The organism is Aeromonas sp. R2-1, assembly GCF_040908425.1.
In the GTDB taxonomy this organism is placed as follows: domain Bacteria; phylum Pseudomonadota; class Gammaproteobacteria; order Enterobacterales; family Aeromonadaceae; genus Aeromonas; species Aeromonas caviae.
In genome coordinates this window covers 48,100-72,147 of the sequence record NZ_JBFODR010000037.1, presented here as the reverse complement: position 1 = coordinate 72,147, position 24,048 = coordinate 48,100, and the positions used below count along the sequence as shown (strand labels likewise).

The window sequence follows — 24,048 nt, the reverse complement described above, 5'->3', positions numbered from 1 at the left end:
CTCACCGCGAAGTCTTCGAACAGGCTGTTGTTGCCGTTCGCCGTCGGGTGCGCCTCGTTGTCGTTCAGGGTGTAGCTGTAGCTCACCAGCCCGGTCGCCGGGTTGTACCCGGTGATGGTCAGGGTGTTGCCCAGCGGCGTGGTCACCCCGCTCAGCGGGAAGCCCGCCACCACCCCGTTCACCACGATGTTGATGCCACCCACGCTCAGGGTCTTCACCCCGTCCAGCGCGCTGATGGTGAAGTCCCCCGTCACCGTGGTCGACTCCTTGCTGCTGTCCGACCCCGCCGATTCGTTCTCGCCGCGGGTCGCCAGCAGGTCGTCTTCGTACACCTTCACATCCCCGCCCTCGCCCTTGGGCGTCAGGTTGGTGATGGTCACCCCGTCATCGTCGTTCTTGATGGTCAGGGTCAGGGTCGCCGTGCTCACGTCTCCGTCCGCATCCGTCAGGGTGTAGGTGAACACTTCGCTGCCCACCCCGCCCCCGGTCAGCGCCTTGAAGTCACCGTCGTTCGGGTTGAGGGTGTAGGTGTAGGTGCCGTTGGCATTGAGCACCAGGCTGCCGTAGGTCCCGTTCAGGGTGCCCGCGGTCACCGCCGCGCCATCCGCCCCCTGCACGTCGTTGGTGATGACGTTGCCATTGAGGACCAGGTTGTTCTCGCTCGCCGCCGTCAGGTTGACGTCGCTCACCGCCGTCGGCACGTCGTCCAGCACCACGACATCCAGCCCTGCACTGGTCGTGTCGCCATCGAGGTCCGTCAACACAACGTTGAAGCTCTCCGTCAGAGCCCCATCATTTGCAGGTTTGTTATGTGTTTCGTTATCGTTCAGGGTGTAGCTGTAGGTCACGCTGCCAACCCCTGTCACCGGGTTGTAGCTGACGCCGGTCACCAGCAGTTGATTTCCCAAAGGACTGGGGATCCCCTGGGGGAAGGTGGTCAAGACCTGGCCATTGCTGATCAGCGTCACACCTCCCAGCGTCAGGCTTTGTACTCCATCTGCCGCATTGAATGTAAAGGTACTGCTCTTGGTCAAGGCTGCGCCATCGGAGGCTGAGCCATCCGGCAATGCGGCTTCATCAAGGACAAGCTCACCACCCTCGACCTGCAATCCATTCAGCGAGACAGGCTCATCTACAGGGGTGATGGTGATGGTCAGAGTGGAGTCGTTGGTATCATCCCCATCCGTTACGGTGTAATTGACCGCAGGTACAGGGCCTGTGTAGTTCAGCGCAGGGGTAAAGGTATAGGAGCCGTCGGCATTGATGATCAGCGTACCAATCCCATCCAGCGTGCTCTCAACGCCGGCAGCAATTCCCTGATTGCTACCCCAGCTATAGGAAATGACAGACGTATCAAGGGGACCATCCGGATTGTTGCTGTTGTCGAGCACATTGCCACTGATGGCCTGATCTTCCTGGGTAACAGCAGACTCATCCTGATCATCGAGCTGATTCTCGGGCAGAAGATCGTCTTCCTGCAGCACATTCTGATCGATCAACGTGTCATAGCCGGTATCGAATCCGGCCTCAGCTATGGTCGCATCTCCGATGCGATCTATGACAACAAAACCACCATTGCCACTGGCCCCAGCGACCCCGCCGATACCGCCACCACCACCGGCGGCAGGTGCCCCACCGGCAGCAGAGGCTTCGAAGTTCTTGGTCGGGTCAACCCCTTGCAGGATGGATTGTTGCAGCGCCGCAATTTCTGGCGACACTTCAGGCGAGCCTTGCTGATGATTGGCAACCGATGAGGAAGATTGCCCCTCTGGAGGCATCTCTGTCCCTGCCGGAACACCATTGTCCGCTGCAGGTTTGTCATCGTAGGGCGCCAGCATCAATTTGGCATCATCAGCGATATTGAGTCTGGCGCCAGGCTGCAGGATCTCGCCAGGCTGGAGAGGGCGACTGCTGCCATCGGCAAGCAGGATCTGAACGTTGCCTTCTACGGAAGAGACGACCACGGTTTTGTCGATGATTTGGGTGCGCATATCCATTGCTCCAGGGTGACAGATCTTGATGCCTACACTCTAGATACGCCCCCGTCCTGCTTCCGTTGCAAAAATGTACAGGGTTGAGTCTCTTTGACTTCATCCGATGCAGCGAATCGAACGAATATTTTTTACATATAAAAATCAATTAAGTAACAGCGCGAGTTTTAGTGATATTACCTGTTTGTCGCGTAAAAATGATGTACATATTCTAAACAGATATAAAAAAGGGCCCTTAATGGGCCCCTTTCTATCGAGTTGTACCGCTTATGCCAGTGGAAATGCAGGGTGAACGAACCCCTGATAACCATCGATATGCAAACTGGACAACAATTCAACCTGCCGTTGATCTTCCACCCGGGTGGCGATCGTCGTGACACCCGCATTGTGGGCAGCCCGACAGACAGCCGCCAGGAAGGAGGTATCGGCGCCTGGTTCCATGACCTGGCTGGTATACCCGTGGTCCACCTTGACATAGGTGGGGGTCAGCTCTTCCAGATAGCCGAGGGACTGGAAGTGCCGGCCATAGTGATCGACCCCCCACAAGAAGCCGTGCTCTCGCAACAGCTCAACCAGATGAGTCACATACTCTTTGTGTTTCATGATGGCCGCTTCCGGGATCTCGAACAGCAGTCGCTCCTTCAGCTCCACGTTCAGCGACAGATAGCCTCTGAGCCATGTCAGGAACTCATCCGAACAGAGAGAACCCGCCGTGATATTGACTGCCAACACCAATTCCGGTTGCTGCTTGAACAAGGGGACGCAGGCTTCAAGCACCGCCTTGTCAAACTCGGCCCCCATCTTGAACTGCTCGATCGCAGGCAAGAACTGCCCTGCGAAGTAATCCGTTCCATCTCGCGAGATGGCCGCGAACAACTCGGCATGCAGGCGGGTACCATCATCGAAGCGACATGCAGGCTGTGCCTTGAAGCGCCAGAGATGTCTGGCAATGGCATCCTGCACCAGGTCTCGCCAGGCAAGGCGTCCCATCAGTCCCTGCTCATTGCCGCCTTCCATCACGACGGCACCGCGCCGCTCATTGCGCGCTTTGCCAAGGGCGTTATCCGCCTTCGTCAGCAGGGCCGAGAGATCGTCATTGCCATCACGGCCGGCGATGCCGACGACGGACAGCGCACCGCTTTCTCCCATGGGATTGACAACCAGATCGGCGATACGGCTGTTGATGAGCTCCGCCAGCTCCTTGAGCTGAGAGAGATCATCGGTGGGGCAGAGCAAGGCATACTCGGTCGCCGAGATCCGGGCCAGTGCCGCGCCATCCCAACCATCCAGCAGTTCCCTGAGCACCTGTGCAATGGACTTGACCATGTTGTCCCTTGCAGCAAAGCCCTCTTCCCGATAGAGATCGTCCAGCATGTCGACGGCCACCAGCATGACCCCGCCCTGCCCGGCCTCCGCAATCCAGGCATTGACCTGCCCGACGAAGTAAGAGCGGTTGCCAAGCCCGGAGACGGCATCCACATAGACGCGGGATCGCAGGTTCTCGGCCTCGTCGGCCTGCTCTTTGAACTGCACGGCAAGCTTGCTGGAAAGGGTATTGATGGCCTGTACCACTTGCCGCAGCTCGCGGGTCTTGGGCTCGGGAATGGCGTGGCCGAAATGGTGCAGCTCGATTTCAACCGCCTGATCGCAAATCAGCTTGAGCGGTTTGAGCAGATAATTGAGCGCCCGCATCAGCAAGAGAGTGGTGACGAGAAAGCCGACCAGGAACCAGGTGGCCAGTTCGCTCATTCCTTTCCAAAGCTCGTAGTAGGCTTGTCCAGGGTGGCCGACGACCTTCAGCTTGCCCAGTTGTAGCCAACCCGACGTCAAAATCGATTCATTGGCCACTTCAGGGAACAGATCCAGCCCAATGAACCACTGTGGGACCCCTTCGATATGGCTGCTGTTCTCCAGCTCGATGACATCCTTGGAGGCCAGCAGATCGAGACGGACCAACTTGTAGTAACCCCCGTCGAACACCGCCTTGATCACGGATTCGGCACTGACCTTGTCGCCGTTCTCCAGATAGGGGGTCAGCGCCAGACCCAGTGCGGTGGACGTATTGATGACGGTGGTCTCCTGCTGCTGCGCCAGGTAGTTGCGGGTCGAATTGAATTGCACCCAATAGGTGGCGGCAAACAGCAATCCGAACAGCAGCAGCATGGTTGCCAATAGTTGTCTGTAGAGCGTCATAGGTTAATCATCCAAATTGACCGCAGGCCGAGCCAATCGCCCCGATGTCATGCGATTGCGTAAGTCTGTCCATAATCCCAAGCGGGATGATTGCCCGGCCAGTTCCCCTTGACCACGCGCCTTCATCAGCCACAAGTGACTACCGTTAAAACTGTAAATTGGCAACAAATCCGCCCGTTGGGTCGCCGGGCGAATTGATCCGACAAGATTGTCCAGAATCAGGGGTACTGCCGCAGGCGTCTCATAGTAGGCAACGACCATATGAAACTGGTTATAATCCAATGCCTTGACATATACCATTCGCATTTTTTCATCAGGGATGCCAAGTTCCAGCAAGGTAAAATACTTGGAAATGCTGAAGTCTTCACAATCTCCCCCCGCTGCGCCCAGAAATTCCAGCGGTGTCGCCCAATAATCCTTCTTGTGCCACAACTTGATGTCATCGATGAAACGCATCTGGTTGAAGAACTGGTTCACCTTCTCCAGCTTCTGCCGATCCGTCAGCCCCGCCGCCTTGTTCTGCATTGCCAAAGTGCGCCAGCTGGTGACCCGTTTGCCGGCCCTGGGGCCATAGGTCTCCTCCGCGCGCTTGACCAGTTTCATATCCTCCGGTGAGAGAGGCTGGCTGGCGCTGAGCAGCAGGGGGATCGCCAGCAGGGCCAGCCACAGCAGGCGAACCCGCCAGGGCGCACGTGCACCTGCGACAGCTCGATACCCATCACGTCGGCTCCAGCCTGTCGATGCCACTTCTTTCTGTGTCATGACGCCGCCATCATCCCCTGACCGCCGGACGCATAAAAGAATGACTGCAGCACGCTGCAGCCATTCCCCTTGCCTGATATGACATCAGTGGCAGGGCCATCAGTTGTTGTTGGCCTGCCATTCAGCCGGTTGCTGCACATTCAGGGCATTGAGCAGACCACCGGTGGCATTGAGGATACGATAATCTGCCAACAGGGAGTCGTACTCGGCCGTGATGTAGCTGCGGCGAGCCTCGAACAGTTCGTTCTCCGTGTTCAGCACGTCCAGCAAGGTCCGTTGGCCCAGGCCGAATTGCTTCTTGTAGGCCTGTACGGTGTCATAGCTGGCGTCCACGTGCTCTTTGAGGAAGACTTTTTGCTTGGCCAGCGACTCTTTGGCGTTCCAGGCGAGGCGGGTCCCCTCTTCCACCTGACGGAAGGCATTCATGTGAATGTCTTTGGCCTGGGAATAGAGCGCTGAGGTTGCCTTGCTTTCTGCCAGATCGGACCCACCGCGGAACAGGTTGTAACGCATCCGGACCATGGCGGTGAGATCGTCGTTACGGCCTTTGACCGCATCGATGTCCTCGTTCCAGTTCTGATCCACTTCAAAGGCTACGTTCGGGTAGAACCCGGACTTGGAGCCTTCATGCTGGTACTTCGCCTCTTCGATGTCCTGCAGGGATGACAGCAGGGTCGGGTGAACCTCTGTTGCCGTCTTCAGAGCATCTTCCAGTGTTGCGGGCAGGAGTTGGGTATTCGGTACGGGCTGAACGAGATCCTTGGGCACTTCATTGACGACACGGATGAACTCGCTCTCGGCATCCCGATAGTTGTTCTCCGCCGCCGCCTGATTGGAGTAAGCCCGAGCCACACGACCGTCGATCTGGGTCTGGTCAGCGGTCGACCCTAGACCGGAGTCGGTCCGTTTCTGGATGTCACTGCGGATCTGCTCGTGGGTTTCAAGGTTCTGCTTGGACAGCTCCAGGATCTCCTGCTGACGCAGCATGTTGAGGTAGACCTCGGCCACGCGCAGGGCCGTGTTCTCCGCCTCGGAGATCATCGCCAGGCGCTGGGCCTGGGCGGCGGCATCGGTCCGTGCCACGTTGCTGCTGACATCAAAGCCGTCAAACAGCATCTGGCGAAGGCTGATCCCGGCCTCCTTGCGCGTCATGGAGTCATCGATCGTCTGTGAATTCGGACCTGCGGCACGGGTCGAGGGACTGTCAGTCTTCTCGTAACCGACGCCACCACGCAGATCAATGGTGGGGTAATAGCCGCCCTTGGCTCCATCATGCTGATACAGTCGTGCCTGATAGAGATCAAAAGCTTCCTTGATTTTCGGATGGGTAGCCAGTGACTGCGCCACTGACTGTTCCAGCGTCTGTGCCTGGCTCAGGCCCGGGAACAGTATGGTGCCACTAACCAGCATGGCAACAATCGTCTTCTTCATGGTATCTCCAGTCATGTTGTTTTTAGATTGTTGGCTTATCGTTCTCTCAGTGCCGACTGCTTAGCCCTCAAGATGGGTTTCAGCAAGTAGTCTAGGACACTTTTTTTACCAGTAATAATATCTGCACTGGCTAACATACCGGGGATGATGGGAAGTGCGTTAAGCTCATCGCCCAGATAACTCTTCTCGGTTCGTACTCGCACCAGATAGAAGGAATTGCCCTCCTCATCCTGGATTGAGTCGGCACTTATCTGTTCAACCTTGCCATGTAAACCTCCATAAATAGTGAAATCATAGGCAGTTATCTTGACCACGGCCTCCAGTCCGGGTCTGAGGAACGCGATGTCCTTGGGCGACACCTTGGCTTCAACCAGCAGGGTGTCTTCCAGCGGCACTATCTCCATCAGGTCCATGCCCGGCTGAACGACCCCACCCAGCGTATTAATCTTGAGCTTTTTGATGGTCCCCTTGAGAGGCGCGATCACACTGGTACGATCGACTCTGTCCCTGAGGCCGACCTGACCCTCCGACAACTGGCTCAACTTGCCTTGACGTTCGTTCAGCTCGGTCTGGGAGTCCGCCCGGAATTTCAGGGCGATATCATTTCGCTTCGAGATGGTCTCCCGCAGTACCGAGTTGAGCTTGGGCACCAGCAGGCGGTTCGCCTCCAGCTCCCCTTGCATTTCGTTGACCTGCCGCTCCAGTTTAATTAGCTCCACTTGAGGAACTATACCCTCTTTTGCGAGAGGACGGCTGATGTTCAGCTCCTGACGAGCCAAATCAACGCTGCGGCCGACGGTCCGGATCTTGGCATTGAGCTCTATGGTCTCCTGCTCTTTCTGCTCGATCTGCTGTCCCAGGATGTAGAGCTGGTTCTTGAGGTTGTTTAACCGCGCCTCCTGCACCGATCTTTCACGGGCGGCATATTCGGCAAAGACATTCTCGTACCCTTCGGGGAACTCGATGGCCTGTTTGTCGATGGCAACCTGTTCACGCCAGCCCAGATTGGGCTCGTTCTTGACCACCACGCTGCGAATTTCGGCGCGCAGGCGGGCGATATCCCCCTTGAGGGTGACCAGCTCCTGCTCCCGTTCGCGAAAATCCGACTTGAAGCGGGTATCGTCGATGCGCAGCAGTGGCTGTCCCTTCTCGACGATGTCCCCCTCCTTGACGAAGATCTCCTTGACGATCCCCCCTTCTAGGTTCTGGATCACCTGCAACTGGCGCGACGGTATCACCTTGCCCTGGCCGACGGTCACTTCATCCAGCTCTGCCCAGGCTGCCCAGACGATGGCGCTGACAAAAAACAGGAAGCAGGCCCACAGCAGGACTCTGGCACGGGTGGGTGTCGTCAGCAGCACGGCGGCGGCGCCGTCATCCACGTACTCGAGATGTTCGGGTGCAGGCAAGACCGTATCTGAGGGCGTTTTCTTGAACCAGTGGTTAGCCATTCGCCGTCTCCTGCACCCGCACCTTGCCTTCCTTCAATTGCTGCAACACCACCTCTTTGGGACCGTCCGCCACTATCTTCCCCTGCTCCACGACGATGACCCGGGAAGCGACATCCAGCATGGAGGTCTTGTGGGTGATGAGGATAAGGGTGGTTTCGGGGCCGAGCCGCGCCAGCTCCTGCTTCACGTGCATCTCTGACTGGTTGTCCATGTTGGAGGTCGGCTCGTCCATCACCAGAATGGGGGGATCGTTGAGCAGGGCGCGCGCCAGCAGGATGGACTGACGCTGGCCACCGGAGAGCTGACGTCCCCCTTCGCCTATCTGTCTGTCGAGGCCGTTGGGATCCCGGTTGGTAAAGTTGGTGACCCCGGCCCGCTTGGCGGCGCGTAAGACACGGGCATCATCCACCAGGGGATTGCCCAGCATGATATTGTCCCGCACTGAACCAAAGAAGAGGGTCACATCTTGCGGCACGCAGCCGATGTTGCGGCGAATGATGGTCGGCGGCAGTTGGTCCAGCTCAAAGCCGTCCAGACGCACCAGACCGTCAGTCGGACGGTAGAGACCCATCAGCAATTTCTCCAGCGTGGTTTTACCCGCACCGATGCGTCCGATGATGGCCACCTTCTCACCCGGCTCGATGCGCAGGTTGATGTTGTGCAGGGTGCTGCTCTCCATGCCCGGATACTTGAAGGAGACATTTTCAAACTCGATGCGCCCCTGGATGACCGGATGGTGGATGTACTGCCTGCCCTCCTCCTGCTCACCCGGCGTCATCATGATCTTCTCCAGGATCTCGAGCGCCGACTTGGCCTGGTTGTAGCGGGTGGAGAGTACCGAGAGCTGCACCATGGGGGCGATGGCCCGGCTCGACAGCATCACGGCCGCTATCATGCCCCCCATGGTCACCAACCCTTCCGAGATCTGGTAAACACCGACGATCACCAGTCCCACTGTCACCACCTGCTGGATGTAGCTCGCCAGAGAAGACATGGAGTTGGTGATGCGCCGGGTCTGTACGCCCCAGGTCGAGATGTGGGACACCGCCTGCTCCCAGCGGTGCTGGAACATGCTCTCGGCCCCGAAAATCTTCACGGTCTCAAGGCCCGAGATGCTTTCGATCAGATTGGCGTTCTTCTGGGAGGCGAGCCGGGAGCCCTCCTCGATGGATTGCTTCAGCGGTGCCTGAATGTAGAAGCTGTAGGCCACCAGGATCAGGATGGCGATGATGGGCACCACCACCATGACACCGGCGAAAATCCAGATGATGAAGAGGAAGAAGATGGCAAACGGCAGATCGATCAGGGTGGAGACGGTGGCCGACGTGAAAAACTCGCGCACCGATTCAAACTCCTGCAAGTGCTTGGCAAAGGCACCGGTCGACGCAGGCCTGGACTCCATCTTCATGCCCATCACCTTGGCAAAGATTTTGGCCGACAACAGCACGTCGGATTTCTTGCCTGCAATATCGATGAAGTAGCTGCGCAGCTGGCGCATCACGAAGTCGAAGGTGAACACCACCATGGCTCCAACCGCCAGCACCCAGAGGGAGTCGAATGCCAGGTTGGGCACAATCTTGTCATAGACGTTCATGGTGAACAGGGGGCTGGCGATGGCAAACAGGTTGATGAGGATCGAGGCCACCAGCACATCCCGATAGATACCACGGGACTCGAACAAGGTGCTCCAGAACCAGTGACCATCACGGGTCTCCAGCACTTTGGGCGAGCGCTCATCAAACTTGAACTGCCGCTTGACGTAGAACAGACGACCATTGTACTCGTCACCAAGCTGGGCAAGACTGACCCATTGGGCCGCGTCTCCGGCCTGGGGAAAGATGACCCTCGCCTGGGTCCGTTCTTCATTCCATTCAAGCAAGATGCAGGCGCCGCCATTGCGCGTCTGCAAGACGCAGGGCAGCAGCAGGGAGGAGATCTGTTCAAGGGGCTGGATCACTTCGCGGGCAGAGAGACCGCCCCGCTCGGCGGCACGACTGAAGAGCGCCGTGCTGAGACGCCCGGAGACCAGTGGCAAGCCGGTGGTGAGAGCATCCTGACTGTTGGGCACCCCGTAAAAGCGGGTCAAAAAGACCAGGCACTCCAACAGTTCATCTATATGGCTGGTTTCTGCTTGCATAGCATCCCATCAAACATGATTCAGAAGGTTGTCTCGGGGCCGAATATCCAAAGCCCGGCGGCGATCCGGAAAAACAGAACAGACCTCGCCACCCAGACCCACAACCCGATTAGCGCACAGAGCCGGGACACTGCATGTCTCGCCTCCCTTACAGATTTTCATGCCGGAAACGGAGGGGACATACCAAGCACCTGATGTTGCCAAGAAATATGCCACCCGGTTCGAAGAGACACCGCCCGGTATACAAACTGCAAAGAGTTATTGATAACTATATCTTTTTTCAAGCCGACCATCTTATCAAGGTGACTTGAACGAAACTATACTCCAAAGACTGAATTTCATCTAATAACCCACTGTTTTTTTGACGAAATTAGAGTTGGCACTCGCCCGTGGGAGGGAGAGAAAAAGGGCGTCCCAGGCAGTGCCCCTGAGGGCCTGAGCGTGCCAGCTCCGCGGCAATGGCGGTCATGGCGCTCCAGCGATTCTCGCACCAGGCGGGGGCCAGCAGGGTCGGGCGGCGCGCCGACGCCGAGACCCTGTGATAGACCACCTCGGGAGGCGTGTACTGGATCATGGCGACCGCCGCCGCCACATACTGCTCCATCGTCAACACATCCAGCCGTCCCGCCTGCCACGCCTTGCCAAGGGTGCTCCCCTCCACCACATGCAGTGGGTGAAGCTTGATCCCCTCGACGCCGGTCTCCACGATACGGTGCAGGGTTTCCAGGCTGTCCATCGGCACCTCGCCGGGCAGGCCGACGATGAGGTGGGCACACACCTTGATGCCTCGCAGATGGGCTCTGGTTACAGCGTCAACATAGGCGGCATAGCCGTGACCCCGATTGATGCGTTGCAACGTCTTGTCGTTGGCACTTTGCAGCCCGAGCTCCAGCCACACCTCGTAACCTCTGGCCTGATAACCTGCAAGCAAATCCAGCACCGCATCGGGTACACAATCAGGGCGAGTTCCGACGCAGAGCCCCACCATGTCGCTCACCGACAAGGCTTCTTCATACATGCGCTGAAGGTACTCCACTTCGGCATAGGTGCTGGTATAGGCCTGAAAGTAGGCCAGATAGCGCCTGGCCCGGGTCACCTCGTCCCGGCGTGCCAGCAGTTGCTGCACCACGGAGAGTTGCTGGGCCGACTCGTCGGCAAAGGAGGAGACATTGCAGAAAGTGCAGCCACCCCGGCCCAGGGTGCCGTCCCGGTTGGGGCAGGTAAAGGCCCCGTGGATGGAGAGTTTGTGGATCTTCTGGCCGTGGCGTTGCTTGAGATCCTGGCCGAATGTATTGATGAGTTCGTGTAACTGCATGACACCTCCGAAATGAGGTGTCATTCTAGCGACGCAGCCCCGCGGGCAGGCTGCGCTGGATCAATCCCGCTCTCTACCCAAAAATCATATAAATATTCACGTTAGATGCGATAAATACCCAACAGTCAGCATTCACGGTCACTTTTGACAACCTGTCACTCCTGCCACCTGGAGAAAAGTGTCATAACCTCTCGCCCATAACCGGCTGTAACTACTGAAAAAATCCTGTTTAGTCTGCTTATGGACAAATGCAAGACGCAGGATCCTGAAATGTGATCCCCGCCAAGCACACCAGAGATGACTTTGTAAAATTACTACAGTTTCCCGCCACCATGCAGTCAACCACTAAATCGTTCATAACCAGAATATAAACCCAACAAATAAATAAAAGTCAGTCATAAATACACAAAAATGCTGATTGAGTCTCAAAAACCCACATTTTGTTATGGTGATGTAACATTGCAAACAAGCGGGATGTCCAATTGACCTTGCCCGAAAATCCCATTAGTTTGGAGATTCGCCACCTCAGGCGGACGGAACCACAAGAGCCAATCGCAATTTATGCAGTCTGTTGATGACAGTGCGATGGAAGGCCGAGCAAGGGAGAAATGCAATGTCACTATATGATCCAAAGCTGGAGAGGGATAACTGTGGCTTCGGCCTGTTGGCCCACATGGAAGGGGAAGCCAGCCACAAGCTTGTCCGTCTCGCGATGTCAGCCTTGGCTCGCATGCAGCACCGCGGCGGTATCTCCGCTGATGGTAAGACCGGCGACGGCTGCGGCCTGTTGCTGCAAAAACCCGACAGCTTCTTTAGAGCTGTCGCCGAAGAGAAGGGATGGCACCTGGGCCGCAACTACGCGGTCGGCATGCTGTTCCTCAACCCCGATCCCATCCTGGCCCAGGCCACGCGCGACATCATCGACGAGGAGCTAGAAAGAGAGACCCTGAGTCTGGTCGGCTGGCGCAAGGTGCCCATCGATACCAACGTACTCGGTTCCATCGCCAAGGCGTCCCTGCCCAGTATTGAACAGGTCTTTGTCAACGCGCCCCCGGGCTGGGTCGACAAGGATCTCGAGCGCCGCCTCTATATCGTGCGCCGCCGCATCGAGAAGCGCATCAGCGACGACTACTTCTATGTGGTCAGCCTTTCCAACCTGGTCACCGTCTACAAGGGACTGTGCATGCCGGTGGATTTGCCGCGCTTCTATCTGGATCTGGCCGACATCCGCATGCAGGCCGCCATCTGCGTGTTCCACCAGCGTTTCTCCACCAACACCAGCCCACGCTGGCCGCTGGCGCAGCCGTTCCGCTACCTCGCCCACAACGGCGAGATCAACACCATTGCCGGCAACCGCCAGTGGGCCAAGGCGCGCAGCTACAAGTTCGCCACCCCGCTGATCCCCGATCTGCAAGAGGCCGCCCCCTTCGTCAACACCACGGGGTCGGACTCCTCCAGCCTCGACAACATGCTGGATCTCTTCCTGGCCGGCGGCATGGACCTGTTCCGTGCCATGCGCCTGCTGATCCCGCCTGCGTGGCAGAAGCACCCGAACATGGATGACGACCTGCGCGCCTTCTACGACTTCAACTCCATGCACATGGAGCCCTGGGACGGCCCGGCCGGCATCGTCATGACCGACGGTCGCTACGCCACCTGCGCACTCGACAGAAACGGCCTGCGTCCGGCACGTTATGTCATCACCAAGGACAAGTTCATCACGCTGGCCTCCGAAGTTGGCACCTGGGACTACACCCCGGACGAAGTGCTGGAGAAGGGCCGTGTCGGCCCGGGGGAGCTGTTCGTGGTCGATACCAGCAACGGCAAGATCTGGACCAGCTTCGAAATTGATGACGATCTCAAGAGCCGTCACACCTACAAGCAGTGGATGGACAAGCACTGCAAGCGCCTGGTGCCCTTCGAGCAGATGGACGATGCCAGCACGGGGTCGCGGGAATTCCCGGATGACCGGCTCAAGACTTACCAGAAGCTGTTCGGCTACTCCTTTGAAGAGCTGGATCAGGTGATCCGCGTGCTCGGCGAGAATGGCCAGGAGGCGGTGGGCTCCATGGGGGATGACACCCCGATGGCGGTGCTCTCCTCCAGCCAGCGTACCCTGTACGACTACTTCCGCCAGATGTTCGCCCAGGTGACCAACCCGCCCATCGATCCCCTGCGGGAAAATCACGTCATGTCCCTGGCCACCTGTATCGGCCGCGAACAGAACGTGTTCAACGAGACCTTCGGTCACGCCCACCGGGTGCTGTTCCAGTCGCCGATCCTGCTCTACTCCGACTTCCATCAGTTGCTGGCCCTGGAAGGGGAGCACTACCGCCATGCGGTGCTGAGCCTCAACTACCTGCCCGAAGAGGGGCTGCAGGCTGCCCTTGAGCGTCTCTGCCACGAGGCAGCTGAAGCGGCCCGCAGCGGCGCGGTGCTGCTGGTACTGTCAGACCGGGACATCAGCCCGGATACCCTGCCCATACCGGCCGCCATGGCGGTGGGTGCGGTGCAGCGTACCCTGGTGGACAACAACCTGCGCTGCGACGCCAATATCCTGGTGGAGACCGCGAGCGTGCGCGACCCGCACCACTTCGCCGTGCTGCTGGGCTTTGGCGCCACCGCCATCTACCCCTATCTCGCCTACGAGACCCTCGCCAAGCAGGTAGAGGAAGGCGTGCTCAAGATGAGCCTGCGCCAGGCCATGCTCAACTACCGCAACGGCATCAACAAGGGCCTCTACAAGGTGATGTCCAAGATGGGCATCAGCACGGTGGCAAGCTACCGCTGCTCCCAGCTGTTCGAAGCCGTCGGCCTCTCCAGGGCCGTGGTCGAACTCTGCTTCCGCGGCGTATCGAGCCGCATCCAGGGTGCCGACTTTGCCGACATCCAGCAGGATCAGATCAATCTGTCCCGTCTGGCCTGGCTCGGCCGCAAGCCGCTGACCCAGGGCGGCCTCTTGAAATTCGTCCACGGTGGCGAGTACCACACCTACAACCCGGATGTGGTGCAGACCCTGCAAGTGGCGGTGCGCTCCGGCAACTATGCCGATTACAAGGAGTATGCCCGTCTGGTGAACGAGCGGCCGGTCGCCACCCTGCGGGATCTGCTGTCGCTCAAACAGGGCACCACCCCGGTTGCGCTGGATCAGGTGGAGCCAGCCGCCAGGCTGTTCCCCCGCTTCGACTCCGCGGCCATGTCCATCGGCGCCCTCGGCCCTGAAGCCCACGAGGCCCTGGCCATCGCCATGAACCGCCTCGGCGGTCAGAGCAACTCCGGCGAAGGCGGTGAAGATCCCAAGCGTTTTGGTACCGAGAAGAACTCTCGCATCAAACAGGTGGCTTCCGGTCGCTTTGGCGTCACCCCGCACTACCTGATGAACGCGGACGTGGTGCAGATAAAAGTCGCCCAGGGCGCCAAGCCCGGCGAAGGGGGCCAGCTGCCCGGTGACAAGGTCACCGCGCAAATCGCCCAGCTGCGCTACTCCGTGCCCGGCGTGACCCTGATCTCCCCGCCGCCGCACCACGACATCTACTCCATCGAGGATCTGGCCCAGCTCATCTTCGACATCAAGCAGATCAACCCGAACTGCCTGGTGTCGGTGAAACTGGTGTCCGAACCTGGCGTCGGCACCATCGCCTGTGGCGTGGCCAAGGCTTATGCGGACTTCATCACCGTCTCCGGCTACGACGGCGGCACCGGCGCAAGCCCGCTCACCTCGGTCAAATACGCCGGCTCTCCCTGGGAGCTGGGCCTGGCCGAAACCCAGCAGGCGCTGGTGGCCAACGGCCTGCGCCACAAGGTGCGCCTGCAGGTGGATGGCGGTCTCAAGACCGGTCTCGACATCATCAAGGCGGCCATCCTCGGCGCCGAGAGCTTTGGCTTCGGTACCGGCCCCATGGTGGCGCTCGGTTGCAAATACCTGCGTATCTGCCACCTGAACAACTGCGCCACCGGCGTCGCCACCCAGGATGAGAAGCTGCGCCGCGAACACTTCACCGGCCTGCCGGAGATGGTGATGAACTACTTCAAGTTCATCGCCGAGGAGACGCGCGAGCTGATGGCTGAGCTTGGCGTCACCCAGCTCACCGACCTCATCGGTCGTACCGACCTGCTGGAAGCCCTGCCCGGCCTCACCGCCCGTCAGGCCAAGCTGGACTTGTCCGGCATCCTGGCGGCCCCGGTTGCACCGGCAGGCTCCAGTCTGTTCAGCCAGCAGCACAACCCCACCTTCGACAAGGGGCCCTTGAACCTCAAGATGGTGGAAGACCTGCTGGAGGCGGTGGAAAACATGAGTGGCGGCGAGTTCCGCTACGACATCCGCAACACCGACCGCTCCGTGGGTGCACGTCTGTCCGGCGAAATCGTCAAACGCCACGGCAACCAGGGCATGGCGGCCGATCCGGTCAAGGTGCACTTCAACGGCACCGCCGGCCAGAGCTTCGGCGTCTGGAACGCCGGTGGCCTTGAGATGATCCTCACCGGGGATGCCAACGACTACGTGGGCAAGGGGATGACCGGCGGCAAGCTGGTGATCAAACCCCACGTCGGCGTGGCGTTCAAATCCCACGAGGCGGCCATCATCGGCAACACCTGCCTCTATGGCGCCACCGGCGGCAAGCTCTATGCCGCAGGGACCGCCGGCGAGCGGTTCGCGGTGCGCAACTCAGGGGCCTTGGCGGTGGTCGAGGGGATTGGCGACAACGGCTGTGAATACATGACAGGCGGCATCGTCACCGTGCTCGGCAAGACCGGTGTCAACTTCGCGGCGGGCATGACAGGTGGTTTCGCCTACGTGCTCGACGAGTGCGGCAACTTTTCCAAGCGCACCAACCCCGAGCTGGTCGAACTGCTGGAGGTGGCGGATCTGGCCATCCACCAGGAGCACCTGCGCGGTATCATCACGGCGCACCTCAACGAGACAGGCAGCTCGCGTGCCGAGGAGATCCTGGCCAACTTCGACTCCTATGTGCCCAAGTTCAGGCTGATCAAACCCAAGTCCAGCGACGTCAAATCGCTGCTTGGCCACACCAGCCGTTCCAGTGCAGAACTCAGAATCCAGGCGCAATAAGGAGGGAACCCTATGAGCCAGAACGTATTCCAGTTTATCGATGTCCAGCGGGTCGACCCGCCCAAGAAGCCGCTCAAGATCCGCAAGATCCAGTTCGTGGAGATCTACGAGCCCTTCAACCAGGCCCAGGTCGGCATGCAGGCGGATCGCTGCCTCGACTGCGGCAACCCCTATTGCGAGTGGAAGTGCCCGGTACACAACTACATCCCCAACTGGCTGAAGCTGGCCAACGAGGGACGCATCCTGGAGGCGGTGGAGCTCTCCCACCAGACCAACAGCCTGCCGGAGGTGTGTGGCCGCGTTTGCCCACAAGACAGACTGTGTGAGGGTGCCTGCACCCTCAACGACAGATTCGGCGCCGTGACCATCGGCAACATCGAAAAATACATCACCGACAAGGCGTTCGAGATGGGCTGGCGCCCGGATCTCTCCAAGGTGGTCAAGACCGGCAAGCGGGTCGCCGTCATTGGCGCGGGCCCCGCGGGCCTTGCCTGTGCCGACGTGCTGGCACGCAATGGCGTCACCCCTGTGGTGTTCGACAAGTACCCGGAGATCGGCGGCCTGCTCACCTTCGGCATCCCCTCCTTCAAGCTGGAGAAAGAGGTGATGCAACGCCGCCGCGAGATCTTCGAGGGGATGGGGGTGGAGTTTCGCCTCGAGACCGAAGTGGGCCGTGACGTCACCTTCGCCGACCTGCTCGGTGAGTTCGATGCGGTCTTCCTCGGGGTCGGCACCTACAAGTACATGAAGGGCGGCTTTGCCAACGAGGAGGCGCCGGGGGTCTACGACGCCCTGCCCTACCTCATCTCCAACGCCAACCGGCTGCTGGGCTTTGAGAAGGCGCAAGCTGACTACATCGACTTCGCCGGCAAGCAGGTAGTGGTGCTGGGGGGCGGCGACACCGCCATGGACTGCGTGCGCACCGCCATCCGCCAGGGGGCCGATCGGGTGATCTGCGCCTACCGCCGGGATGCCGAGAATATGCCAGGCTCCAAGCGGGAGGTGAAAAACGCCCAGGAGGAAGGGGTGGAATTCATGTTCAACCTGCAACCTGTCGGGGTCGAACTGGACGCCCACGGCCGCACCTGCGGCATCAAGGTGGTGAGCACCGAGCTCGGCGCCCCCGATGCCAATGGCCGCCGCAATCCGGTAGTCATTGAAGGCTCCGAGCAGGTGCTGCCCGCCGATGCGGTGGTGATGGCGTTCGGCTTCCAGCCCAACCCCCAGCCCTGGATGGCAGAGCACGGCGTCGAGCTCGACGGCCGGGATCGCATCAAAGCGCCCGAGAAGGCCGAGTACGCCTTCCAGACCAGCAACCCCAAGGTGTTCGCCGGTGGTGACGCGGTGCGCGGCTCGGATCTGGTGGTGACCGCCATTTATGAGGGTCGCAAGGCGGCCGAAGGGATCATGGACTACCTGGCCGTGTGATCTGCCGCCATAACCAAGCAGCCATGCAAACAGCCCCGCTCCTGCGGGGCTGTTTTTTTTATCTCGCTCTCAATCCGCCAGAACCGGCTAGATACTCCAGCTCTCCGGCAGCCGTTCGGTGAGGGTGGAGATGTATTCGAAGGTACGTGCCCGCTTGGGGGTGGTGAACATCTGGCGCGCACTGCCCGCCTCCACCACCTCCCCGGCCTCCAGGAAGATCACCTGCTGCGCAATCTGGGCTGCAAGACGCAAGTCATGGGTGGCGATCAGCATGGTGGTCCCCTCACTGGCCAGCTGGCGCAGCACGGCCACCACCTCCTGGGCAAGCTCGGGATCCAGTGCCGAGGTAGGCTCGTCACAGAGCAGCACCTTGGGAGATGGCGCCAGCGCCCGGGCAATGGCGACCCGCTGCTGCTGACCGCCGGAGAGGGTGGCAGGCACCGCCTCGGCCTTGTGCCTGAGCCCCACCTTGTCGAGCAGTTGCAGGGCGCGCGCCACTGCCCTCTCCCTGGGCCACTTCAACACGGTCACCAACCCTTCCATCACGTTCTCCAGCACCGTCATGTGCGGGAACAGCTGGAAATTCTGGAACACCATGCCGGTCTGCTGGCGCAGGGCCAACACGCTTTGCCGTGACAGATGCCGGGTAAAGTCGAGTTCGTTGCCCCCCAGCACCAACTGGCCTGCATCGGGTCGCTCCAGCAGGTTCACACAGCGCAGCAAGGTACTCTTGCCGCTGCCGGAGGGACCGATCAGGGCGGTGACGCTGCCCGCGGCCATCGCCAGCCCCACCCCTTTCAACACGCGCTGCCCCGCAAACTGTTTCTCGATGCCACTCAAGCGGATCATAGGGCGACCTCCCGGGTCTCTTTGTGAGCCAGTCGCTGCTCCAGCCTGTCTTGCAGGGTGGAGAGCACCGAGCTGAACATCAGGTAGATGAGGGCCGTCTCGATATAGAGGATGAGCGGCTCATAGGTGACGGAGGCGAGCCGCTGGGCCGCCTGAAACAGCTCGGGCACGGTCACCGCCGCCGCCAGCGACGTGTCTTTGACCAGGGAGATGAAGGTGTTGGAGAGCGGTGGCACCGCGATGCGCGCCGCCTGCGGCAGGATCACCCGCCACATGACCTGGGGCCAGTTCATGCCGATGGAGTAGGCTGCCTCCCACTGCCCCTTGGGGATGGCCGCCAGGGTGGCACGAATGATCTCCGAGCTGTAGGCACCGATGTTGAGGGTGAAACCGATGACGGCGGCGGTGAAGGCGTCCAGCACGATGCCGGCGCTCGGCAGACCGTAAAAGATCAGAAACAGCTGCACCAGCAGGGGCGTGCCCCGAATAAGCCAGACATAGAAGCGGACCAGCATCACCAGCGGGGCCGGACCATATAATCTGGCCAGCGCCACCGACAAGCCGAGCACGATTCCCAGCACGAAGGTAATCAGAGTGAGTGGCACGGTAAAAATAAGCCCCGCACTGAGCAGGGGCCAAAAAGAGTCGATCATTAACTGCAACCATGCCGGCACGTTAATATCCTCAGTTGTTATTATGTTGCCACGATATTATTGCGAGACGTCGGTGCCGAAATATTTCTGCGATATTTTCTGATATGCGCCATCCTGCTTGGCATTGCGCAGCGCCTGATTGATGGCAGCCAGCAACTCGGGTTGCCCCTTGGCGAGCAGGGCGGCAGATTGATCCCCCTTGGCCTCGCTGGCCGCCACCTTCAATTTGGCGTCCGGCTTCTGTTTCTTGAAGTCGAGGAAGGAGAGGCTGTCGTTGATGGTGGCATCCACCCGCCCGGTCAGCACCAGTTCGAGTGACTGGTTGAATCCCTCGGTGGCTACCACCTCGGCGCCCGATGATTTCGCCAGCTGGGCGAAGTTGCTAGTCAGGGACTGGGAGGATTTCTTGCCCTTCAGATCGGCAAAACTCTTGATGCTGTGGTTGTCGCTGTGCACCACGATCACCGCCTTGGAGGTGATGTAGGGGTCTGAAAAATCATATTTTTTCAGCCGTTCAGGGGTAATGGCCACTTCGTTGAGCACCAGGTCGTAGCGCTTGGCGTCCACCCCGGCGATGAGCCCGTCCCACTTGCCCTCGACGAACTGCGGCTTCACGCCCAGACCGCTTGCAATCAGCTCGCCTATCTCCACGTCAAAGCCCACCAGCTTGCCGCTCTTGTCGTGGTAGGTGAAGGGAGGATAGGTCCCTTCGGTGCCGATCTTGATCACTCCAGCCCGCTGGATCTCGGCGAGGCTTGACTGTGCCTGTACCGATGTCATCAGTGCCAGCGGAAGTGCCGCCATTAAAAACAGGGAGTGCCGTTTTTTCATTATTCACCTCGTTATATTTATGAACATCCAGAGCGCTTGCCAACCACCACAAAATAAAACCAGCCGGTTATCATGTTTAATTTAAATTAATTATCGGCAGAGATAACCTTCATAGTGCTTGCTGGCGGTATGGATGAAACATAACGTGGCTCATGGCATGACCCAACCATGAAATACGGGGATATTTAGCGAAATAATGAATAACGAATAAATAATGGCCGGGCTGGCCGAGGAATTGCCCCGCTGGCGGCGCTCAGCCAGCGGAAACCATATCAGGCGGGTTGCAGCTCCCGCGGGATGGCAGAGTGGCCCAATCACGACACAACGTATCAATCGGGCCAAAATTCAGTCTGATGGCAAATGGGATTGCCACGCACCACGTGGAAGGTAAAGGCGCGATGGCGCGCGCCTTGACGTCACCGTCGATGATCACCCCTTCGGTCACCACCTCCCGCCCTGCTCCAGCAGGCGGACGATGTCGACATTCCAAGGCCCGGCCGCCGGGTAGCGCCGATGGATCTCGACGAAGTTGACCCGCCCCTCGCGCCGCTCCCCCGACGTTGGCCAGTCACAGAGAAAGTCATCGCTCAGCCACCTGGGGGTCTTGACGAAATCGTTGCTTTGCATGGCCTGCCAGTAGGCCTCCACAACTGCTTTTGGTTCCATGGTCTTGTTTTCCATGCCTTTCCCCTACAACCGCACCACCAGCCACTCCCCCTTGCCCACCGGCACCAGGGAAGTCAGGAAATCGGGGTCACGCCGCACCTGTGCCATCCACTCCCTCATCTCGTCTTCATGGGAGATGGCATTGTCCACCACCAGCAGGCCACGAGGGGCAAGCAGGCGCTGGATATCGGGCCACCAGGCCTGGTAGTGGCGGCGCTCGGAGTCGAGGAAGATGAGCTGATAGCCCGCCGTCGGCAGGCAGGGCAACAGGCTGCCGGCCTCCCCCGCCAACTGCTCAATCCAGGGAGTAAGCCCGGCCCGCTCAAAGTTGGTCGCCGCCATGGTCCGTTTGCCCTCGTCCAGCTCGATGGTGGTAACCCGGCCCCCCAGCCGTTTCACTGCCTCAGCCAGCCAGAGGGTGGAGTAACCGTTGGAGGTACCGATCTCCAGCACAGCCTGCGCCCCCCTCGTCTGCACCAGCACCGCCAGCAGTTCGCCGGTGTCGCGGGTAATGTTGAGCATCTTGCTGCCACGGGAGTGTTGCGCGCCGTCATTCTGCTCGCCAAAGTGCTCCAGCTCCCGTTTCAGTTGTTCCAGTGCCATGTCTCCTCCTTGACGGTGTAAACGAGTCGGCCCGGTGCATGGCATGGCTGGACCGCCCCTCATGTTCATCATTTTGCTATCGACCCACTCGGTGGCCCATCCCCTGTGCCATCCGGATAAAGACCATACCCATGGATGACCATGTGATCACGCTGGTGCACTGCTGCTGGCGGGAAAGCCAATCGTCACGCGGTCTGGCGGTGGCCCCCGCGCCGTCGGGCTGCTGGATACCAAGGGCAAGCAGCAGATCGCCTAGGGGGCCACCCGGGTAAAGTCGACGGCGGGGCAGCTGGGCGCCACGCCCTTGGTCAGCGTCAGGGGCTGGGCACGATAGCTGAGCCGGTAGCGGCCCGGTTGGGACAGATCGTAGGCCTGCGCCAGGTCCGCATCGGCCTGGCTCTGCTCCCCCGCCCCCAGGTGCAGGAAGTCGCCGTCCCCGGGGGTACCTCGCTTGGCAAGCGGCCCTCGATAGTCCAGCGGCTGCCCATCGCGGGTCAGGTCGATGGCATCGGCAAACCACCCCTCGAAGGGGGTGAACCAGGTCAATACCTCGAGGGGCGTCTCCCCCCGGTTGGTCAGGGTCATCACCAGGGGCAGGGGTTCGTTCACCCCGCTCTCTGCGCTGACCGACAGCTCGCACTGCAAGGGCGCCAGTGCCAGGGTGGTGAGCAAGAGTGTCATCATGGTGCCTCCGTCAAAAAAGGGGCCATCCGGCCCCTGTTTGCAACTCAATTTTCGCTCGGGGTATTCTCGGCGAAATATTCGTGGTTGTCGGCGTTGTTCAGGGCCTTCTGGGGATCCGTGCTCGCCAGATTGCGCGCATTGGCCTGACCGTATCCCAGATCGTCGGTGCCCGCCACCACGTTGAAGTGGCTCAGCTCGTGGACAATGGTGCCGGCGCGGGAATCGGTCCCGGTGACCGGCGCAGTCCAGAAGCTCTTGCACAGATAGACCTTGTAGGGCTGGTCCGGATAGACATAGGCAAAGTAGCTCTGCTTGCAACCGCAGTCGAAGGTGAGCGGCTTGTTGTCGATGGCATCCTTGATCTTGCTGAAGTTGGTCTCGGCCTGGTTCCAGCGGGTGGCGTCATAGGCGCCAAACCAGCTGCGGTAGCGCTGCCCATTCGGCTTGTCCACCGCGAGGTAGCTGCTGGAGTTGTTGGCGATGCCACTCGCGGCATCGAGCGCCGCCAGGATGTCGCTCTTCTGGGTGTTGGTACAACGGCCGCTGAAGCTGACCGAGGCGCTCACTGCCTGGGGCTCGGCCACCGCCGCCTTGGCCAGCACCCGATCGTCGCTCACCCCGTCCACCCAGAGGGTCACGGCATTGGACTCGCTCGCCTGGGCATGTTTGGCCTTGGCCGCTTTCCCCTCCTGCGCCACGGTCGGCAGCAGGTAACGGATGCTGTACTGGCCCTGGGCGCTCATGTCGTAGAGACCGGAGACCTCCGCCTGGACTGTCAGGCTCTGGCCTGCCTTGAGCAGTTGGTAGTCCTTGTCACTCGGGGCGGCCCGCTTGATCAGGGCCCCTTCGTAATCCACCGGCTGGCCGTCACGCTCCACCTGGAACAGGGGAGCATCCTCGCTGCCTGGCAGTTGCCATTTGAGCAGACGAACCGGCTTCTCCCCGGTGTTGGTCAGGGTCAGGTTGACGCGCACATCGTCTGTGCTGCCCTCCACCAGGGTGAGCCGGGCATCGAGCCCGGCGGCGCAGAGCGGGGACGCCAGCACGCCGGCCAGCAACAGGGCAATTGGAGTCGCTTTCATCATGTTTCCTCATTCATTGAGTGTCGCCTTGTCAGGCGGTCTGCTTCCTTTAAGGCCCTCTTTGGGGCCCATCCACCCTAGAGCAGAAGCACCACCCCACCATCCCTCCATATGGGGGACGCCCCCCATCAGAGGGGGAGCCCCTTGGCTGCGACAAAGATTGCCCGCCCGGCCCCGGGCGTGCAGGCAACCCCGTGGGGTGCATTTGCCATAAAAAAACCCGGCGCAGGGCCGGGTGACGGAATGAGAAGGCGGGATCAGGAGGACAGCAGCGCCAGGGCAGGCTGCGCGTTGCCCGGCATCAGCCGATAGGCCTTGTGGTGCTTGACCAGGGTGGTTTTCTTGTTGCCCTGGCTCAGCAGCAGGCCCCGGGCAAATGCCGCCTCGGCCAGTACCTGCTCGTCCCCGCGCACATAGAGGGTGAGGGGCTTGACCAGCTCACCCCCCTCGATATGGCCCTGATACTCGCTGGCCGAGATGATCAGGCTGGATTGCCCCTGGCTCAGCAGCCGCTGCCGGGTGTTCAGTTCGCTGTCGGTGAACACCAGCCAGCCCGCCCCCTCCAGCGCCAAAAGCAGATCGGCAAGGCGCGCCCCCAGCTGTACCGGCTCATGCATGGCACGCTCATACTGGCGCTGCACCCGCTCAAGCAGCCCCTTGAGATCGGCCCCCGCCCCCAGCGTCCGCCCCAGTTGCACCCAGGTCTTGAGATCCTCCATCACCAGCCGGGAGAAGCGTTTCTCCTTGAGAGAATCCGCCATCCAGGTACAGAGAAAGTGGCTCTCCTGGGCGGGGGTGCGTTTGCCCGTCTTCTGGGCAGCGGTGCGCTCCAGCTCCGCCAGGCTCTGGCGGGCCATCTCGAGCAGGGCCTGATTGTAAGCAGGAAGGGTCATCTCGGATC

16 protein-coding genes and 1 pseudogene are annotated in these 24,048 nt (G+C 60.1%); 2 read left to right on the top strand and 15 right to left on the bottom strand.

Annotated features, from left to right (window positions below):
* From AB5Y80_RS14535 to AB5Y80_RS14505, 7 genes are all read right to left on the bottom strand, one after another.
* The coding region (locus tag AB5Y80_RS14535; RefSeq protein ID WP_368173112.1) for a retention module-containing protein at window positions 1-1,991 on the bottom strand (1,991 nt) is incomplete at its 3' end.
* Between the two features lie 267 nt (window positions 1,992-2,258).
* Window positions 2,259-4,184: an EAL domain-containing protein gene (locus AB5Y80_RS14530; protein WP_368173111.1), complete on the bottom strand. Its 1,926-nt coding sequence runs from the start codon at window positions 4,182-4,184 to the stop codon at window positions 2,259-2,261.
* A 3-nt stretch (window positions 4,185-4,187) separates the two neighbouring features.
* On the bottom strand, window positions 4,188-4,946 hold the full coding sequence (locus AB5Y80_RS14525) for a transglutaminase-like cysteine peptidase (protein ID WP_223917454.1): 759 nt from the start codon (window positions 4,944-4,946) through the stop codon (window positions 4,188-4,190).
* Between the two features lie 99 nt (window positions 4,947-5,045).
* Complete coding sequence (locus tag AB5Y80_RS14520; RefSeq protein WP_010675164.1) at window positions 5,046-6,377, bottom strand: TolC family outer membrane protein; 1,332 nt, start codon at window positions 6,375-6,377, stop codon at window positions 5,046-5,048.
* Between the two features lie 35 nt (window positions 6,378-6,412).
* Complete coding sequence (locus AB5Y80_RS14515; protein WP_010675165.1) at window positions 6,413-7,828, bottom strand: HlyD family type I secretion periplasmic adaptor subunit; 1,416 nt, start codon at window positions 7,826-7,828, stop codon at window positions 6,413-6,415.
* Entirely contained in the window at window positions 7,821-9,965 is a 2,145-nt protein-coding gene (locus AB5Y80_RS14510; RefSeq protein ID WP_039040368.1) for a type I secretion system permease/ATPase, read from the bottom strand. The genes AB5Y80_RS14515 and AB5Y80_RS14510 overlap by 8 nt, the downstream gene beginning before the upstream one ends.
* Window positions 9,966-10,335: 370 nt before the next feature.
* Window positions 10,336-11,280 (bottom strand): TIGR01212 family radical SAM protein, encoded by a 945-nt coding sequence (locus AB5Y80_RS14505; protein ID WP_182951676.1) that lies wholly within the window; start codon window positions 11,278-11,280, stop codon window positions 10,336-10,338.
* Window positions 11,281-11,893: 613 nt separating this feature from the next.
* Between AB5Y80_RS14505 and gltB the strand changes: the two genes are divergently transcribed.
* Together gltB and AB5Y80_RS14495 are read left to right on the top strand one after the other, a co-directional pair.
* A complete protein-coding gene (gene gltB / locus AB5Y80_RS14500) occupies window positions 11,894-16,351 on the top strand; it encodes a glutamate synthase large subunit (protein WP_323941098.1) in 4,458 nt (1,485 codons plus the stop codon).
* A 12-nt stretch (window positions 16,352-16,363) separates the two neighbouring features.
* Window positions 16,364-17,779: an FAD-dependent oxidoreductase gene (locus AB5Y80_RS14495; RefSeq protein WP_039040371.1), complete on the top strand. Its 1,416-nt coding sequence runs from the start codon at window positions 16,364-16,366 to the stop codon at window positions 17,777-17,779.
* 87 nt (window positions 17,780-17,866) lie between these two features.
* Here AB5Y80_RS14495 and AB5Y80_RS14490 read toward each other — a convergent pair whose 3' ends face one another.
* The 8 genes and pseudogenes from AB5Y80_RS14490 to AB5Y80_RS14455 all read right to left on the bottom strand — a co-directional run bounded on the left by AB5Y80_RS14490 (window position 17,867) and on the right by AB5Y80_RS14455 (window position 24,040).
* Window positions 17,867-18,628 carry an amino acid ABC transporter ATP-binding protein gene (locus tag AB5Y80_RS14490; protein WP_323905360.1) on the bottom strand — a complete coding sequence of 254 codons (762 nt, stop codon included), beginning with the start codon at window positions 18,626-18,628 and terminating at the stop codon, window positions 17,867-17,869.
* Window positions 18,625-19,281: an amino acid ABC transporter permease gene (locus tag AB5Y80_RS14485; protein ID WP_174217478.1), complete on the bottom strand. Its 657-nt coding sequence runs from the start codon at window positions 19,279-19,281 to the stop codon at window positions 18,625-18,627. Before AB5Y80_RS14485 ends, AB5Y80_RS14490 begins: the two co-directional genes overlap by 4 nt.
* A 57-nt stretch (window positions 19,282-19,338) precedes the next feature.
* Window positions 19,339-20,112: an amino acid ABC transporter substrate-binding protein gene (locus AB5Y80_RS14480; protein ID WP_102948561.1), complete on the bottom strand. Its 774-nt coding sequence runs from the start codon at window positions 20,110-20,112 to the stop codon at window positions 19,339-19,341.
* 332 nt (window positions 20,113-20,444) lie between these two features.
* Window positions 20,445-20,793, bottom strand: a pseudogene (locus AB5Y80_RS14475) (nuclear transport factor 2 family protein); the annotation flags it as partial.
* Between the two features lie 9 nt (window positions 20,794-20,802).
* Window positions 20,803-21,381, bottom strand: a complete 579-nt coding sequence (locus tag AB5Y80_RS14470) for an O-methyltransferase (protein WP_323890814.1) — start codon at window positions 21,379-21,381, stop codon at window positions 20,803-20,805.
* 252 nt (window positions 21,382-21,633) lie between these two features.
* Window positions 21,634-22,065, bottom strand: a complete 432-nt coding sequence (locus AB5Y80_RS14465; RefSeq protein ID WP_029314737.1) for a hypothetical protein — start codon at window positions 22,063-22,065, stop codon at window positions 21,634-21,636.
* 44 nt (window positions 22,066-22,109) lie between these two features.
* Entirely contained in the window at window positions 22,110-23,150 is a 1,041-nt protein-coding gene (locus AB5Y80_RS14460) for a M35 family metallo-endopeptidase (RefSeq protein WP_368173110.1), read from the bottom strand.
* 254 nt (window positions 23,151-23,404) lie between these two features.
* Complete coding sequence (locus AB5Y80_RS14455; protein ID WP_069652571.1) at window positions 23,405-24,040, bottom strand: DUF2913 family protein; 636 nt, start codon at window positions 24,038-24,040, stop codon at window positions 23,405-23,407.
* Between the last annotated feature and the right edge of the window lie 8 nt (window positions 24,041-24,048).